This is a genomic window from Rhodanobacter sp. GW835-FHT13D09 (assembly GCF_058793995.1).
Genome location: NZ_JBXAGL010000005.1, coordinates 63724 through 78500, shown reverse-complemented (window position 1 = coordinate 78500; position 14777 = coordinate 63724). Strand labels below are relative to the sequence as shown.

15 protein-coding genes are annotated in these 14777 nt (G+C 67.7%); 10 read left to right on the top strand and 5 right to left on the bottom strand.

Going from position 1 to position 14777, the window contains the following annotated elements; translation table 11 throughout:
• Positions 1 to 105 precede the first annotated feature (105 nt).
• Positions 106 to 3351 carry a GH92 family glycosyl hydrolase gene (locus AC1Q5A_RS08970; protein ID WP_492700499.1) on the top strand — a complete coding sequence of 1082 codons (3246 nt, stop codon included), beginning with the start codon at positions 106 to 108 and terminating at the stop codon, positions 3349 to 3351.
• Positions 3352 to 3362: 11 nt separating this feature from the next.
• Here AC1Q5A_RS08970 and AC1Q5A_RS08965 read toward each other — a convergent pair whose 3' ends face one another.
• From AC1Q5A_RS08965 to AC1Q5A_RS08955, 3 genes are all read right to left on the bottom strand, one after another.
• A complete protein-coding gene (locus AC1Q5A_RS08965; protein ID WP_492700314.1) occupies positions 3363 to 3977 on the bottom strand; it encodes a 2OG-Fe(II) oxygenase in 615 nt (204 codons plus the stop codon).
• 174 nt (positions 3978 to 4151) lie between these two features.
• Positions 4152 to 4859 (bottom strand): AbiU2 domain-containing protein, encoded by a 708-nt coding sequence (locus tag AC1Q5A_RS08960; protein ID WP_492700312.1) that lies wholly within the window; start codon positions 4857 to 4859, stop codon positions 4152 to 4154.
• Positions 4860 to 5012: 153 nt separating this feature from the next.
• Positions 5013 to 5822, bottom strand: a complete 810-nt coding sequence (locus AC1Q5A_RS08955) for a class I SAM-dependent methyltransferase (protein ID WP_492700311.1) — start codon at positions 5820 to 5822, stop codon at positions 5013 to 5015.
• A 160-nt stretch (positions 5823 to 5982) separates the two neighbouring features.
• Here AC1Q5A_RS08955 and AC1Q5A_RS08950 point away from each other — a divergent pair, with 160 nt between their 5' ends.
• The 9 genes from AC1Q5A_RS08950 (at position 5983) to AC1Q5A_RS08910 (ending at position 12385) form a co-directional block, all read left to right on the top strand.
• Entirely contained in the window at positions 5983 to 7071 is a 1089-nt protein-coding gene (locus tag AC1Q5A_RS08950) for a PQQ-dependent sugar dehydrogenase (protein ID WP_492700309.1), read from the top strand.
• A 134-nt stretch (positions 7072 to 7205) separates the two neighbouring features.
• Complete coding sequence (locus AC1Q5A_RS08945) at positions 7206 to 7499, top strand: GIY-YIG nuclease family protein (RefSeq protein ID WP_492700498.1); 294 nt, start codon at positions 7206 to 7208, stop codon at positions 7497 to 7499.
• Positions 7500 to 7644: 145 nt separating this feature from the next.
• Positions 7645 to 8268 (top strand): YbhB/YbcL family Raf kinase inhibitor-like protein, encoded by a 624-nt coding sequence (locus AC1Q5A_RS08940; RefSeq protein ID WP_492700307.1) that lies wholly within the window; start codon positions 7645 to 7647, stop codon positions 8266 to 8268.
• A 134-nt stretch (positions 8269 to 8402) separates the two neighbouring features.
• Positions 8403 to 8558: a DUF1328 domain-containing protein gene (locus tag AC1Q5A_RS08935; RefSeq protein WP_492700305.1), complete on the top strand. Its 156-nt coding sequence runs from the start codon at positions 8403 to 8405 to the stop codon at positions 8556 to 8558.
• Between the two features lie 56 nt (positions 8559 to 8614).
• A complete protein-coding gene (locus AC1Q5A_RS08930; RefSeq protein ID WP_492700304.1) occupies positions 8615 to 8977 on the top strand; it encodes an ElaB/YgaM/YqjD family protein in 363 nt (120 codons plus the stop codon).
• 17 nt (positions 8978 to 8994) lie between these two features.
• Positions 8995 to 9465 carry an ABC transporter ATP-binding protein gene (locus AC1Q5A_RS08925; RefSeq protein ID WP_492700302.1) on the top strand — a complete coding sequence of 157 codons (471 nt, stop codon included), beginning with the start codon at positions 8995 to 8997 and terminating at the stop codon, positions 9463 to 9465.
• A complete protein-coding gene (locus tag AC1Q5A_RS08920; protein WP_492700300.1) occupies positions 9462 to 9791 on the top strand; it encodes a hypothetical protein in 330 nt (109 codons plus the stop codon). Before AC1Q5A_RS08925 ends, AC1Q5A_RS08920 begins: the two co-directional genes overlap by 4 nt.
• Complete coding sequence (locus AC1Q5A_RS08915; protein ID WP_492700298.1) at positions 9788 to 10963, top strand: AI-2E family transporter; 1176 nt, start codon at positions 9788 to 9790, stop codon at positions 10961 to 10963. Before AC1Q5A_RS08920 ends, AC1Q5A_RS08915 begins: the two co-directional genes overlap by 4 nt.
• 123 nt (positions 10964 to 11086) lie before the next feature.
• A complete protein-coding gene (locus AC1Q5A_RS08910) occupies positions 11087 to 12385 on the top strand; it encodes a M24 family metallopeptidase (protein ID WP_492700297.1) in 1299 nt (432 codons plus the stop codon).
• A 149-nt stretch (positions 12386 to 12534) separates the two neighbouring features.
• Here AC1Q5A_RS08910 and AC1Q5A_RS08905 read toward each other — a convergent pair whose 3' ends face one another.
• Both AC1Q5A_RS08905 and AC1Q5A_RS08900 read right to left on the bottom strand, forming a co-directional pair.
• Entirely contained in the window at positions 12535 to 13269 is a 735-nt protein-coding gene (locus AC1Q5A_RS08905; RefSeq protein WP_492700295.1) for an SDR family NAD(P)-dependent oxidoreductase, read from the bottom strand.
• The gene (locus AC1Q5A_RS08900) at positions 13266 to 14708 is read right to left on the bottom strand and encodes an efflux transporter outer membrane subunit (protein ID WP_492700293.1); all 1443 of its coding nucleotides are present in this window, start codon (positions 14706 to 14708) and stop codon (positions 13266 to 13268) included. The genes AC1Q5A_RS08905 and AC1Q5A_RS08900 overlap by 4 nt, the downstream gene beginning before the upstream one ends.
• Positions 14709 to 14777: the final 69 nt, after the last annotated feature.

The following is a 14777-nucleotide window of genomic DNA, read 5'->3' as shown; positions in this document are numbered from 1 at the left end:
GGCCGGCGCCTGTGCCGCGGGCTATGGCTGATTGGCCTGCTGCCGACGCTGGCGATCGCGGCCGCACCGACGACCTTCCAGACCTCGTTCGAACCCGGGCAGCCGATGCCGTCGGCCATGCGGCCCACGGCGCCGTTCTCCGTCGACGTGGCCGGTGGTCCCGGCACGACGGCGGCGCTTGCCGCCATGCCCGGAGCCGGCTTCAGCGGGCTGCATTCGCTGCATTACCGCGGCAGCGCCGGTGGGCAGCAGCAGGCGGAACTGTATGCGGTGAACCTGCCGGTGCAGCCGGATACGCAGCTGTCGTACCTGGTCTTCCCGCTCTCGAACGCGGGCGACCTGCGCAACCCGGCCAATTACGTGGCGGTGGACCTGCTGTTCGACGACGGCAGCCGGTTGTCCACCCGCGGCGCGCGCGACCAGCACCGGGTGGGCGCCTCGGCGCGCGCGCAGGGCGAGGGCCGCACGCTGTATCCAGACCAGTGGAATCAGCTTTCGATCGACGTCGGCGCCATCGCCGCCGGGCGCACGATCAAGCGCATCGTGCTGATGCACGACGGCCCGGCCGCCCGCTTCGAGGGCTACCTGGACGACCTGCGTATCGGCGCCGCACCCGCCGATGCGCGCCGACGCCCCAGCGCGTTCGTCGACACCCGCCGCGGCAGCAACTCCAACGCCCGCTTCTCGCGCGGCAACACCTTTCCCGCGGTGGCCGTGCCGCACGGCTTCAACTTCTGGACGCCGGTGACCGACGCCGGCTCCGACTGGATCTACCAGTACCAGCAGCGCAACGGCGCCGACAACCGCCCGCGGCTGGAGGCGTTCGCGCTGTCGCACGAGCCGAGCCCGTGGATGGGCGACCGGCAGACCTTCCAGCTGATGCCGGCGGCGATGGCGCATGGCGCGCCCAGCGCGAACCGCGCGGTTCGCGCGCTGAGTTTCAGCCATGCCAATGAAACGGCGCACGCGCACACCTACCGCGTGGCGTTCGACGACGGTATCGTCGCCGAGGTCGCGCCGACCGACCATGCCGCGATGTTCCGCTTCACCTTCGCGGGCAAGCGCTCGCAACTGGTGTTCGACAACCGCGACGACCACGGCGGCATCGTGCTGGATCCGGCGACGCGCAGCTTCAGCGGCTGGTCCGACGTGAAGAGCCGGCTCTCCGCCGGCGCCACCCGGCTGTTCTTCTACGGCACCCTCGACCAGCCGGTCAGCGAGAGCGGGCGCCTGGGCGGTGAAGGGCGCGACCACGTCGCCGCGTGGTTCGGCTTCGACACGACGAAGACGAAAGTGGTGAACCTGCGCATCGCCACCTCGCTGATCAGCCTGGAGCAGGCGCAGCACAACCTGGCGCTGGAGATTGCGCCGGGCGAGAGCTTCGACGACGTGCGCGGGCGCGCGCAGCAGCAATGGGATGCGCAGCTCGGCATCGTCAGCGTGGATGGCGCCAGCGCCGATGAACGGACCACGCTGTACTCCAACCTCTATCGCCTGTTCCTGTATCCGAACGAGGCCTACGAGAACACCGGCAGCGCGGCGCAACCGCGTTACCGGTATGCCAGCCCGTTCTCAGCGCCGACCGGCCAGGACACGCCGACGCACACCGGCGCGCGGATCGTCGACGGCAAGCCCTACGTCAACAACGGCTTCTGGGACACCTACCGCACCGCGTGGCCGGCCTACGTGCTGCTCACGCCCGCGAAAGCCGGCGAGATGATCGACGGCTTCGTACAGCAGTACCGCGACGGCGGCTGGATCGCACGCTGGTCGTCGCCCGGCTACGCCGACCTGATGGTCGGCACCAGCGCCGACGTGGCATTCGCCGATGCCTGGCTGAAAGGCGTGCGCCACTTCGACGTGCGCGCGTTCTACCAGTCCGCCCTGAAGGACGCCACGGTGGTCAGCCCGCTCGCCGGCACCGGCCGCAAGGGGCTGCAGCGTTCGATCTTCAACGGCTACACCGACACCGGCGTGGACGAGGGGCTGTCCTGGTCGATGGACGGCTACATCAACGACTTCGCGATCGGCAACCTCGCCGCCGCGCTGGCGCGGCAACCGGCGGCGGGCGATCCGTATGCCGCGCATTACGCCGACGATGCGCTGTATTTCCGCCAGCGCGCGCTGGGCTACGCGAACCTGTTCGATCCCGCGACGGGCTTCTTCGTCGGCCGCGATGCGGTGGGCAAGTGGCGCTACGACTCGAAGGATTTCGACCCGCTGCGCTGGGGCGGCGACTACACCGAGACCGATGCCTGGAACATGGCCTTCCACGCGCCGCAGGACGGCGCCGGCCTCGCCGCGCTGTACGGCGGCCGCGCCGCGCTGGCGGCGAAGCTCGACGCGTTCTTCGCCACGCCGGGCGAGTTCCACGTCGGCAGCTACGGCGAGCCGATCCACGAGATGCTGGAGGCGCGCGACGTGCGCATGGGCCAGTACGGCCACAGCAACCAGCCTTCGCACCACATCATCTACATGTACGACTTCGCCGGACAGCCGTGGAAGGCGCAGGACAAGGTGCGCGACGTGCTCAGCCGCCTCTACGTCGGCAGCGGAACCGGCCAGGGCTACCCGGGCGACGAGGACAACGGCGAGATGTCCGCCTGGTACCTGTTCAGCGCCGCCGGTTTCTATCCGCTGCGCATGGGCACGCCGGAGTACGTGATCGGCGCGCCGTATTTCCCGCACATGGACATCGCACTGGAGAACGGCAGGCACCTGGTGATCGACGCGCCGGCAGTGAGCGACGTCAACCGCTACGTGCAGGGCCTGCGCGTCAACGGCCAGCCGTGGAACAAGCTGACCCTGCCGCATGCGCTGCTGGCGGCGGGCGCCACGCTGGAATTCACGATGGGACCGCGACCGTCGCGCTGGGCCAGCGACGATGCGGCGCTGCCGTCGTCGCTCACCGCGCAGGGCCGGCCACAGCCGCTGCGCGACTTCACCGACGACGGACAGGGCAAGCTGCGCAGCGTGCCGGCCCTCGCGCAGCTGTCCGCGCTGTCCGACAACGACTCCACCACCGAGGTCGCGCTGCCGGCCGCGGCGACCACCCTCCAATGGCACTTCGCTCAAGCACGCGAGGTCGCGGAGCTCACGCTCACCTCGGGCGCCCGTATCGCGGCACCCTCCGGCTGGCAACTGCAGGCCTCCCGCGACGGCCGGCACTGGCGCACGCTGGATGCGCGGCAACACGAGCGTTTCGCGTGGCCGCACCAGACGCGCGCCTTTGCCGTGCATGCACCGGGCAACTACGCGTATTACCGGCTGCGCCTCGATCCATCGGCGGATGCTGCGCCGACGGCGCTGGCCGAAATCGAGCTGCTCGGATCGGACGCGGCGGGTCCGTAAGAGCGGGCGCCTCAGAGTATCGTCGTCAGCACCCGTTGGCGCATCCAGCAGGCGATGCTCATGCGGTCGCGCGTGGCCGGCAGCACCTCGTGCTCGAACTGCGCGGAGAGGAACAGCAGCAGGCTGCCGGCGTGCGGAAGGATGTCGCGATGCGAGCCGCCGTCAAGGTACAGCCGCAGCGCGCCGCCGTCCGCCGCCAGCCAGCCTTCGTTGAGGTAGTACACCGCCGACACCACCCGCGCGTCGCTGTCGCGCAGGCGGTCGAGATGACGGGTGTAACCGGCGCCCGGCGGATACACCGCGTAGTGCGCCTCGCATTCGACCAGACCCAGCATCAGCTCGCGGTTGAGCGCGGTCCGCAGCGCGTCGAGGCGATCCATGAACGCCTGCTGCGCCGCGCTCATCGCCCCGGCGTGGAACCACTGCGTGCTGTCGCCGCGCAAGGGCGTGGCCGTGCGCGCGGCGCCCACCCGCGCCGGCGTCAGCCGACGCGCCTCGTGCAAGGCGCGGCATTCGGCCGCCAGCGCCTGCGTCTGTGCGGCCGGCAACAGGTCCGGCAGCACGCACCAGCCATCCCCGGCCAGCGCGTCCATCGCGCCGTCGAATGCGTTCGAGTCGATGTTCATCGGCACCAGTGTAACCGTGCAGGGCCGAGCTATCGCCCGCGCAGTGGATCGAGCAGCGACGACAGCCCGTTGTGATCCAGCTCCAGCATCAGCGCGAGCGCGCCCTTCTGAAAGCCCCTGCGTGGGTTAGCTTAAATAAAGCTTGCCCGCTTCGTGTATGGGTTAAGTCGCACGTCAAAGATTTTTGTGCTCAATATCTTCGGGAGTGAAGTTGCCGTTTCGAATGCGTTCTCGTCTTCGGGACTCGGCCTCTTTACCTGCGTGAAGAAAATAGAGCATTGATGTAGCACCGCCAGCGCTAGGTTCGCCTGCAAATTCGAACATAGTCGTACTTTGGTGGAAGTGCATTGAGACTGTGTTGAGAACATTGTCCATGGCCGCTAGCGCTTCCTTCACGTGTGCCCGAGAAGCTGGTGCCAGCGGCTGCGCCGCTTGGTCAAGCGCCAACGCGAGGTCTCCGTGAGCAAGTCGCCGATTTCGCCAGTCTCTGGCAAATGCGGATGCTGTGCCAAGCGCGATCAGCCGACTCTCGACTTCATTTCTTAGCGTCGAGTTAGCCAGTAGAACGAGTAGGCGTTTGAAGGAGAGATTGTCTTTCCCTGATGATTTCGGAGGATCGGTTAGCCGAGCGATATGAAGGAAGACATCCTCCAGGAGGCTGTCTTGAACTATTCGGAAGAAATTCGGCGCGGTCTCATTCAAGAGCGCGATCCGTTTGGGGCTTGTTCCGAACAGATCAACATAGTGACCCCATTTTTGGTGGAGCCGGGATAGCTGTTGCCAAAGTGCCGAGTAAGTACCGCCAAGATCGGCACCCATTGCAGCCAAGTTTTTCGCTTGAATTTGTTCGGCAGTGTGAGCGCTGGAGTTTGAGTAAGTCATTTTGCGTCCTGACGCTGGAATCAAGAAACCCCGTAACCGGGAACGGAGCGAGGTCGTAGCAGTGCCCGATCCACTTGAGGAAGGCATCTTCCATGTGCATCGCGCTTCGATGCTCAACGCAAGGGTGATTCGCTAGCCTTGACGCGTCCACCATCATGGCTTCACAAAGCGCAGCGTCATCCGGTCCGACTCGCCGATCGCCTTCATCTGCGCATGCTCGCCGCCGGGGCCGGCCAGGTCGGGTGGCAGGCGGTGCACGTTGATGTCTTCCGGGTCTTTCGGGTTGGCATTGATCTCCGACACGCCGGCCACCCGGAAGCCGGTCTTGAGCGCCAGCGCAATCAGGTAGTCCTCGGGCAGGCGGTGCAGGGCCTTGCTGCTGTCCGCAGCGTCGGCGAACGGTTTGGCGCGGTGTTCGGTGACGCCGAACACGCCGCCGGGCTTGAGCACATGGAACGCGGCCTGGAACACCGCGTCGAGAGTGGCCGGGCTGTGGTTGAGCCAGTCGTGCGTGTTGCGGAAGGTGAGCACCATGTCGGCGGAGTTGTCGGCGCCGAGGTTGACCGGGTCCGGCGGGGCGAACGGGATGACTTTCGCGATATGCCCGTACAGCGCCGGGTCGGCCTTGAGCTTGGCGGTAAACTTCGCCGAGGTCGGCGGTGCGGCCTCGATCAGATGGCCGTGCGCGTAGAGGAACGGCGCGAGGATCTCGGTATACCAGCCGCCACCGGGCGACAGCTCGATCACCGTCATGTCCGGCTTGATGCCGAAGAATTGCAGGGTCTCGGCCGGGTGGCGGTACGGGTCGCGCGCCCGATTCGCGGCCGAACGCCAGTGGCCGTCCACCGCCTGCTGCAACGCCGCGGCAGTGCTGCCGGGTGCAGAGGCAGGGATGCTGCCGGCGACAATGGGAAGCAGGGCAACAGCCAACGGAACGAGCAGCTTGCAGGCGCGATGAAACATGGTTCGGCCCTCCTGACGGTGGGCGTCCAAGACTACGCCGAAACATGGGTGCGGACGTGGGCGGGACGTGCTGTCGATCGGGCAAGTGCGGGTGGTGTCACTTCGTGCTTCACGCGCGCCCGTATACGCTGTGCGTTCCCCACGATCGAGGAGCAATGCCATGCGCCTGCTGCTGTCGTTGCTGCTGGTCCTGTCGTCGCTGCCGGCGCTGGCTGCGCCGCCGCTGAGTCGGCTGACCCTGCCGAAGGGCTTCCACATCGCGCTGTATTCCGACCAGGTGCCGGGCGCGCGCGAGATCGCGTTGGGCGCGAAGGGCACGGTGTTCGTGGGTTCCAACGATGCCGGCAAGGTCTACGCGCTCACCGATACGAAGGGCGACGGCGTCGCCGACAAGGTGCGGGTGATCGCCAGCGGCCTGCAACTGCCGGTGGGCGTGGCGTTCAAGGGCGGCGACCTGTACGTCTCCGCGGTGAGCCGCATCCTGGTGCTGCGCGACATCGGGAACCATCTGGACGATCCGCCGAAGCCCGTCGTGGTCACCGACCGACTGCCCACCGAGACCTATCACGGCTGGAAGTTCATCGCGTTCGGCCCGGATGGCAAGCTGTACGTGCCGATCGGTGCGCCCTGCAACATCTGCGACCCGGGCCCGGATCACGGCAAGCTGATCCGCATGAACCCCGACGGCAGCGGCTGGCAGGACGTGGCGCGCGGCATCCGCAACTCGGTGGGCTTCGACTGGCAGCCCGGCACGCACCGCCTGTGGTTCACCGACAACGGCCGCGACATGATGGGTGACGACATGCCCAGCGACGAGCTGAACGAGATCGCCCGCCCCGGCGAGCATTTCGGTTATCCGTACTGCCACCAGGGCGACACGCTCGACCCCGAGTTCGGCAAGGGCAAGAGCTGCAGGGATTACGTGCCGCCGGTGCTGAAGCTGGGCGCGCACGTGGCTGCGCTGGGCATGCGTTTCTATACCGGCAAGCAGTTTCCCGCCATCTACAAGGGCGCGATCATCGTCGCCGAGCACGGCTCGTGGAACCGCACGAAGAAATCCGGCTACCGGGTGATGGCCGTGCGCCTGAACGGCAGCAGGGTAGTCTCCTACGAGCCGCTGGTCAGCGGCTTCGAGCAGGACGAGAAGGCCTGGGGCCGTCCCGCCGACGTGCAGCCGCTGCCCGACGGCAGCCTGCTGGTCAGCGACGATCTCGCCGGGGCGGTGTATCGGGTGACGTACAAGCCGTGAGTTTCGCGCCGTGCCTATGCCAAGTGCGATTCCTGCCTGCGCAGGAATGACAGCTAAAAGGCGGCATGCCCAACATCACCTCACCGTCATTCCTGCGCAGGCAGGAATCGCATTTTCCACCTGGAGAAAAAGCCATGGACTGGCGACAACCCTGCGTCTACATGCTGGCAAGCAAGAAGAACGGTGTCCTCTACGTTGGTGTCACCAGCGGCCTGGTCAAACGCATTTGGCAACACAAGAACGACGTGGTGATGGGTTATACCCACCGCTACGGTGCGCATACGCTGGTGTGGTACGAACTTCATCCCACCATGGAGTCGGCGATCCTGCGCGAGAAAACGCTCAAAGCCTGGAAGCGCGACTGGAAGATGCGGTTGATCAACGAAGGCAATGCCGAGTGGCGTGACTTGTATCCGACTATTCTGTAGGCATTGAAGTGCGATGACCAGCTTCGCTGTTTTGAAGCACCTCCGGCCTGCGCCGGAATGACGAGATAAAAAGCCCTGCGACCGTCATTCCGGCGCAGGCTGGAATCGCACTCCACGTTCCATGCAACCCGAGTGGAGACACACCATGCAACTACGCAGTGACAACTTCGCCAACGGCCAGCCGATTCCCGCCGAGTTCGCGTTCGGCAGGCGCGGCGATCCGGTCGCGCTGTCGGACAACCGCAGCCCGCAGCTGGCGTGGAAGGATGCACCGCCGGCCGCCCGTTCGTTCGTGCTCACCTGCATCGACCCCGACGTACCCAGCCGCGGCGACGATGTGAACCAGGCCGGGCGCACCGTGCCGGCGGATCTGCCGCGGGTGGAGTTCGCGCACTGGCTGATGGCGAATATCCCCGCCGAATGCGGCGAACTGGCCGCAGGCAGTTGCAGCGACGGGATCACCGCGCGCGGCAAGCACGAGCCGTTCGGGCCGCCGGGCAGCGTGCAGGGCGTCAACGATTACACCGGCTGGTTCGCCGGCGACGCCGCGATGGGTGGCGACTATCTCGGTTACGACGGCCCGTGCCCGCCGTGGAACGACGCGCTGCTGCATCACTACCACTTCAAGGTCCATGCGCTCGACGTGGTCGCGCTGCCGCTGGTCAAGGGTTTTTCGCTGGCCGAATTGCGCGCGGCGATGGCCGGCCACGTGCTGGCCGAGGCGGAACTGGTCGGCACCTACAGCCTGAACCCGGCCGTCGCCGGCTGAACGCACGCCGGCGCAAACGTCGGCATCGCGTGCACGGCAGCGTCGACACCCTTCACACCCGCATGGCATGCGCTGTGGGTGAATGGCCCCGTGCGGTTTCCCCGCCGCCATTCCCTGCAGATGAGGACGCCTTCATGCTTCACTATGCCCTGGTTTTCCTGATCATCGCGATCATCGCCGCCGTGCTCGGCTTTGGCGGCATCGCGGGCGCGGCGACCGGAATCGCGAAAATCCTGTTCATCATTTTCCTGATTCTCGCGGCCATCGCGTTCTTCCGCCGCGGCGCTTGAACGGTGCAGCCATCGCATCGTGTCTGTGCCACCATGAATCTTCTCCGGAGCATGCAATGAACAAGCAAGTCCAATCCCCCGAACAGGCCGCCGGCGACCGCATCGACGAGCGTGCCGAGCGGATCAAGCAGGCCACTTCCGAGGCGGTGGCCAGCACCAAGGAAAAAGTGGATCGCGCCGCCGACCACGTCGAGGAAGGCCTGCACCGCGCCACCGACAAGGCGGCCGGCGCCGCGCACAAGGCCAGCGACAAGGCCGCGCAGGTCAGCGAGCGCGGCCGCGAGGTCTACGACGAGACGATGGACCGTGCCGACGCGTGGCTGGGACAGGTGCGCGACTACGTGCGCGAGAAGCCGGTGCAGTCGGTCGCCATCGCGCTCGGCGCCGGCTGGCTGCTCGGCCGCATCCTGCGACGTTGAGCGTCGCGGGACCGGGCATGCACGACGAGGATGCAGCATCCCCCGAAGCGACGGCGCCGGATCCGGCGCCGTCGTCGTCTGGCCTGCTGGCCGAGATCGGCCAGCTCGGTCGCGCGGTCAGGCGGCTGTTCGGCGCGCAACTGCATTTGCTGGCCGCGGAACTGGGGCTGGCGCGCAGCGCGGTTTCTTGGATGCTGCTGGCGGGCCTGGCCGCCACCGTCGCCGGCGTCGGCCTGGGCCTGACCTTGCTCGGTCTGGCGGGCGTGCTGCTGGCGGCGTGGTTCGGCTCGTGGATCTGGGCGCTGCTGGTGCTGGCGGTGCTGCAGGTGCTGTTCCTGCTCGCTGCGATCGGGCTGTTCCGCCGCTGCATGCACTGGATGAGCCTGCCCGCCACGCGCGGCGAGTGGAGTGCGATGATGCGCGAGACCCTGCACAAGGCCGAAGCGGACGCTGCGGCCGAGCCGGGCGACGGGGAGGATCGGCGATGAGCTTGTTGAAGCAGAAGGCCAGGGTGCAGGCCGCGCGCCTGCGCGTGCGCGCCGCGCGGCATGAGCTGGGCACACCGGCGGCCGCCCTGCTGGCGCGCGGTCGCGAATATCCGTTGACCACGGTGGGTACGGCCGCCGGCGCCGGTTTCGTGCTGGGCAGCCTCAACGTGCACCCGCTGCGGGTACCGGGACTGGCGTCGTTGCTTGGCGGCGGCTTGGCCGAGGCGGTAGCCCATGGTGCGCGGCTGATCGCCGAACTGGGCGTGATGGAGCTTGGCCTCGCCGCGGCGGGCAAGGCGGATGCGGGTGGCGGCGAATCCGCATGAGCGACCCCGAAACACTCCCGCCGGCGCTGGATGTCGTCGACGACGTTGCCGCGACGGCGCGGCCGGCCGAGGGCATTCCGGATGAACCGGCCGTGCAGGTTGCGCGCCGCCTGAACGTGGCGCGCGCCACGCGCCGCCACCTGCTTGCGGTGCGCATGGTGCTGAATGCGCTGCTGCTGCTGGCCCTGCTGTACACCGTCACGCTGGCCAGGGCGCTGCTGATTCCGCTGGTGCTGGCCGCCTTCATCGGCCTGGCGCTGAATCCGATCGTCGCCTTCGGCGCACGCCTGCGCCTGCCGCGCTGGCTCACCGCCAGCGTGCTCATGCTGGGTCTGATCGTCGGCATCGGCAGCGGCGTGGGGCTGCTGGCGCAGCCGGCAGTCGGCTGGTTCCACGGCGCGCCAGCGGCGATCAAGAGCTTCGTGCCGAAGCTGCGCAGCTTCACCCGCCCGCTGGAAGCGGCGAACCGTGCCACCCAGACCCTGGTCAGCGGTACCGGCACGCACACGTCCGTGGCGCCTGCCACGCCGATATCGGTGAGTGCCTGGGACGTGGCCTCCACCGCGCCGAAGGTGCTCGCCGCGGTACTCGGCGTGCTGCTGCTGGTGTTCTTCTTCCTGATCTATGGCGATTCGATGCTGCGCCGGCTGGTCGAGATCACTCCCGGCTTCGCCTACAAGCGGCATGCGGTGAGCATCGTGCGCGGCATCCAGAGCGAGGTGTCGCGCTACCTGCTCACCGCGCTGCTGATCAACGCCAGCCTCGGCGCGGTCACCGCCGGCATGCTGTGGCTGTACAAGGTGCCCGACCCGCTGCTGTGGGGCGCGGTGGCGATGTTCGCGAACTTCATCCCCTACGTCGGCGCGATCGTCACCACCGCGCTGCTGGCGGTGGTGTGCATGCTCTACGCCAGCGACGCCAGCTTGAAAGTGTTCCTGCCGGTGCTGACCTTCGCCGGCATCACCGCGGTGGAAGGCAACCTGATCACGCCATTCATCCAGGGTGCCAGCATGCGGCTGTCGCCCATCGCGATCCTGCTATGGCTGCTGGTGTGGGGCTGGCTGTGGGGCATCCCCGGCGCACTGCTGGCGGTGCCGATGCTGACCTGCACCAAGCTGATTTGCGAGCGCGTGCGCGGCTGGGAGTGGTTCGCGCATATCGTGCAGCGCTGAGCGCCCGCAATCGGCGTAACCTCACCGGGATGTGGCCTCGCCGTCGCGGAAGAACCGTGCGGTTGCCACCGGGATGGTCCGAATCGCTGCCACGAGCAGCTGCATGCAGACAGGGGAGCAATGATGGAAACCAGCAACACGATCCACCTTGGCCGGCGGCGCTTCCTGCAGGCCTCGGCCATGGGTGCGGCGGCCTTGTCGACGAGCCTGCTGGCGGGCGAGGCCATGGCCCGACAGGGCGCCGACTGCGCCAGCTTGCCGCCTTCGATCATGGCGCTGCAGCCGGTGCAGTCGCAGATCGTCCCCATCACCGACGCCGAACGCAGGGCCCGCCTGAACCGGGCGCAGCAGCTCATGGCCGAAAACAAGATGGATGCCATCTTCATGGATGGCGGCGCCTCGCTGAACTATTTCACCGGCATGCACTGGTTCACCAGCGAGCGGGTCATGGGCATGCTGCTGCCCAGGTCGGGAGATCCGATCTACATCACGCCCGCCTTCGAACAGAGCCGCGCGCTGGAGCAGATCAAGTTCGGCCATGACGTGCGTGCCTGGCAGGAGCACGAAAGTCCCTATGAGAAGGTCGCGCAGATCATGGCCGAGCTGCACGCGTCCACCGGAACGCTGGGCATCGAAGACCAGGTACCGTTTTCCCGCGCCACCAACATCGGCTATGCGATGCCGCACGTGCGGCTCGTGTCCGCCATGCCGGTTACCGCCGGCTGCCGTTCGATCAAGAGTCCGGCCGAACTGGCTCTGATGCAGGTTGCCAACAACGCGACGCTGGCGGTGTACCACGCCGTGTGGAAGGCGCTCGAACCCGGCATGACGCAGCAACAGGTGCTGGACTGGATCGGTGCCGCCTACGGACGTCAGGGGCTGGTAGGCGAGGCGATCGTCAATGTTGGAAAATACACCGCCCAGCCGCACGGTTCGATCGCCCCGCAGAAAATCGTTGAAGGCACGGTAGTGCTTATCGACGAGGGCTGTTTCGTGGAAGGCTATCAGAGCGACATCACCCGTACCTTTGTCCTGGGCAAGGCCTCCGACAAGATGAAGAAGGTATTCGGCATCGTGCAGAAGGCGCAGCAGGCGGCGCTGAAGGCGGCGCATCCGGGTGCCACGATGGAGTCGGTAGATGCCGCCGCCCGCAAGGTGATTGTCGACGGTGGCTACGGACCGGACTACAAATATTTCTCGCACCGCCTCGGTCACGGCATCGGCATGGATATGCACGAGTGGTACTACCTGGTGCGCGGCAACAAGCGGAAGATCCTGGCAAACATGACCTTCAGCGATGAACCGGGTATCTACATTCCCGGCGAGTTCGGCGTGCGGCTCGAGGACATCATGTATGTCACCGATGACGGTGCGCGCTGGTTCACGCCACAGAGCCCGTCCATCGAGCGGCCTTTTGGCTAGGCGTTCCGCCGGACGATTCCGTTGATCAAAACCGGGAGGGCAGGCGCCAGCCGTACCAGCCGCGGCAGCGCCACGCCGAACGCGATGCGGTGGATCGCGAACGTGCGTCGCGCCGGCGTTGGCTCGCGATGATCGTGCCGCGCCGGGATTCACCACGGGATCGCTTCGCCGTCGCGGAAGAAGCGCCCGGTCGGCGCCGGTGCGGCCAGACTGGCGGCCCACACGATGCCGGCGGCGCCGACGCTCACCGGCCGGCCGCCGGGGCCGCCGAGTTCGGTGGCGACCCAGCCCGGGCACACCGCGTTGACCGCGATGCCGCTGCCTTCCAGTTCGGCCGCGAGCGTGCGGGTGTACGCGTTGAGTGCGGACTTGGAGGTGCGGTAGGCCACGCAATGGCCGCTGTTCGACCCGCTGGCGCCGCAGCCGCTGGAGACGTTGACGATGCGGCCGTAGCCGTGCCGGCGCATCAGCGGCAACAGCGCGCTGCTCAGTCGCCAGGTGCCGAACAGGTGGGTTTGCATCGCGTCCAGCGCCGGCGCGAGGTCGGCGTGGCTGGCATGGGCGTCGTGGTCGTAATGGCCGCCGGCGTTGTTGACCAGCACATCGAGCCGGCCGTAGGTCAGCTCGACCCAGCGCGCCAGCGTATCGACCTGGTCCTGGCAGGTCACGTCCAGCTGCACCGCGACTACCTCGCCGTGGCCGCCGGCCAGCTGGCGCGCCGCGTGCAGGCCCTTGTCCAGGTCGCGCGCGCCCAGCAGCACGGTCATGCCGTACCCGCTGAGCTGCCGCGCCACCTCGAAACCGAGGCCGCGATTGGCGCCGCTGACCAGCGCCACGCGATAGACCGGCGTGGCGGCCGGCAGGCGCCGGGCCGGGCGGCTCATGGCATGCCGGCCCGGGCCACGGCGCTGCAGCGTTCGTCGCCGCAGGCCTGCCAGCCGCCGCCGAGCGACTTGTACAACGCGACGGCGCGGGTGTTGATCGCCGCCTCGGCCTGGGCCAGGTCATCCTCGGCGGCGAGCTGGGTGCGCTCGGCGTCGAGCAGTTCGAGGAAGCCGGTGGCGCCTTCCTGGTAGCGCACGCGCGCGAGGTCGGCGGCGCGCTTGCTCTGCGCGGCCTGCTCGATCAGGCGGTCGACGCGGATGCGCTGCTGGTTGAAGCCGGTGACGGCGTTGTCGATGTCCTCGATCGCTTCGAGCACGGTGCGCTGGTAGTTCGCCTGCGCCGCATCGGCGCGCGCCTCGCTGGCGTGCAGGTTGGCGCGCACGCGCTGCACGTTGAGGCCGGCCCAGCTGATGCTGGGCGCCAGCGACCACGCGCGCGTCGAAGGACTGCCGAAATCGTTGCTGCGCCCGGACAGGAAGCCGAGGAAGCCACCCAGCGTGATGTGCGGGAAGAAATCCGCCTTGGCCACGCCGATGCGCGCGGTGGCGGCGGCGTATTCGCGTTCGGCCGTCCGCACGTCCGGACGGCGTGACAGCACGTCGCCGGCGTCGCCGATCGGCAGGCTCGCCGCGATCGGGATGAAGCTCTTCGGCGACACGTCGATGTCCAGCTCGCCCGGTCGCGCGCCCAGCAGCACGGCGAGGCGGTACTCGCTGGCGCTGGCCTGGGCCTGCAGCAGCGGCAGCTGCGCCTGCACCGCGGCGAGCCGCGCCTTCGCGCTGGCCACGTCCTGCTCCGCGCCGGAGCCGAGCTGCTGGCGCACCTCGGTGAGGTGCACGGTCTGCTGCTGGTTGTCGATGTCGCGGCGGGCGATGTCCAGCCGCAATTGGTTGCCGCGCAATTCGAAATAGTTGCGCGCGACCTCGGCCAGCAGGCTGACCTGGGCATCATGCAATGCCGCTTCGCTGGCGCCGAGGTCGGCGCCAGCCGCCTCCACCGAGCGGCGTACGCCGCCGAACAGGTCCAGCTCCCACGAGGCATCGAAGCCGGCCTGGTAGGTCGTGGTGGTACGGCGCTGCGTGCCGAAGCCGGGCTGCTGGCCGCGGCTGCGGGTGTAGTTCACGCGGGTGTCGATCGTCGGCAGCTGGTCGGATTTCGCACCACTCAGCAGCGCGCGCGATTCCTGCAGACGTGCCACCGCGATGCGCAGGTCGAGGTTGTTCGCGGCGGCACGCTGGATCAGTGCATCCAGCACGGGATCGTTGAACTGCTTCCACCAGGCGGCCTGGAACTGCGCGTTGTTTTCCTGCGCGGCGTCCAGTCCCTGCAGCTGCGGCGCGGCAATCTTCGCCGCATGGTAGTCAGGACCCACGCTGGCGCAGCCGGCCAGTGCGAGGGCGGCTGCCAGCAGCGACGCTCGAAGAACCACCACCGTCATCCCGGCGAAAGCCGAGCGGTGGGGTGTAGGGCGGGCACTGCCCGCCGTGGTGCCCGCGTCGCCTGCTGT

What these genes read in the sequence shown, in the direction of transcription:
- AC1Q5A_RS08945 (WP_492700498.1), top strand. Translation starts at nt 7,206, where the DNA reads ATGGACTGGCGACAACCCTGCGTCTACATGCTGGCAAGCAAGAAGAAC.
- AC1Q5A_RS08905 (WP_492700295.1), bottom strand. Translation starts at nt 13,269, where the DNA reads ATGAGCCGCCCGGCCCGGCGCCTGCCGGCCGCCACGCCGGTCTATCGC.
- AC1Q5A_RS08955 (WP_492700311.1), bottom strand. Translation starts at nt 5,822, where the DNA reads ATGTTTCATCGCGCCTGCAAGCTGCTCGTTCCGTTGGCTGTTGCCCTG.
- AC1Q5A_RS08910 (WP_492700297.1), top strand. Translation starts at nt 11,087, where the DNA reads ATGGAAACCAGCAACACGATCCACCTTGGCCGGCGGCGCTTCCTGCAG.
- AC1Q5A_RS08950 (WP_492700309.1), top strand. Translation starts at nt 5,983, where the DNA reads ATGCGCCTGCTGCTGTCGTTGCTGCTGGTCCTGTCGTCGCTGCCGGCG.
- AC1Q5A_RS08970 (WP_492700499.1), top strand. Translation starts at nt 106, where the DNA reads ATGCCGTCGGCCATGCGGCCCACGGCGCCGTTCTCCGTCGACGTGGCC.
- AC1Q5A_RS08935 (WP_492700305.1), top strand. Translation starts at nt 8,403, where the DNA reads ATGCTTCACTATGCCCTGGTTTTCCTGATCATCGCGATCATCGCCGCC.
- AC1Q5A_RS08960 (WP_492700312.1), bottom strand. Translation starts at nt 4,859, where the DNA reads ATGACTTACTCAAACTCCAGCGCTCACACTGCCGAACAAATTCAAGCG.
- AC1Q5A_RS08915 (WP_492700298.1), top strand. Translation starts at nt 9,788, where the DNA reads ATGAGCGACCCCGAAACACTCCCGCCGGCGCTGGATGTCGTCGACGAC.
- AC1Q5A_RS08920 (WP_492700300.1), top strand. Translation starts at nt 9,462, where the DNA reads ATGAGCTTGTTGAAGCAGAAGGCCAGGGTGCAGGCCGCGCGCCTGCGC.
- AC1Q5A_RS08925 (WP_492700302.1), top strand. Translation starts at nt 8,995, where the DNA reads ATGCACGACGAGGATGCAGCATCCCCCGAAGCGACGGCGCCGGATCCG.
- AC1Q5A_RS08900 (WP_492700293.1), bottom strand. Translation starts at nt 14,708, where the DNA reads ATGACGGTGGTGGTTCTTCGAGCGTCGCTGCTGGCAGCCGCCCTCGCA.
- AC1Q5A_RS08940 (WP_492700307.1), top strand. Translation starts at nt 7,645, where the DNA reads ATGCAACTACGCAGTGACAACTTCGCCAACGGCCAGCCGATTCCCGCC.
- AC1Q5A_RS08965 (WP_492700314.1), bottom strand. Translation starts at nt 3,977, where the DNA reads ATGAACATCGACTCGAACGCATTCGACGGCGCGATGGACGCGCTGGCC.
- AC1Q5A_RS08930 (WP_492700304.1), top strand. Translation starts at nt 8,615, where the DNA reads ATGAACAAGCAAGTCCAATCCCCCGAACAGGCCGCCGGCGACCGCATC.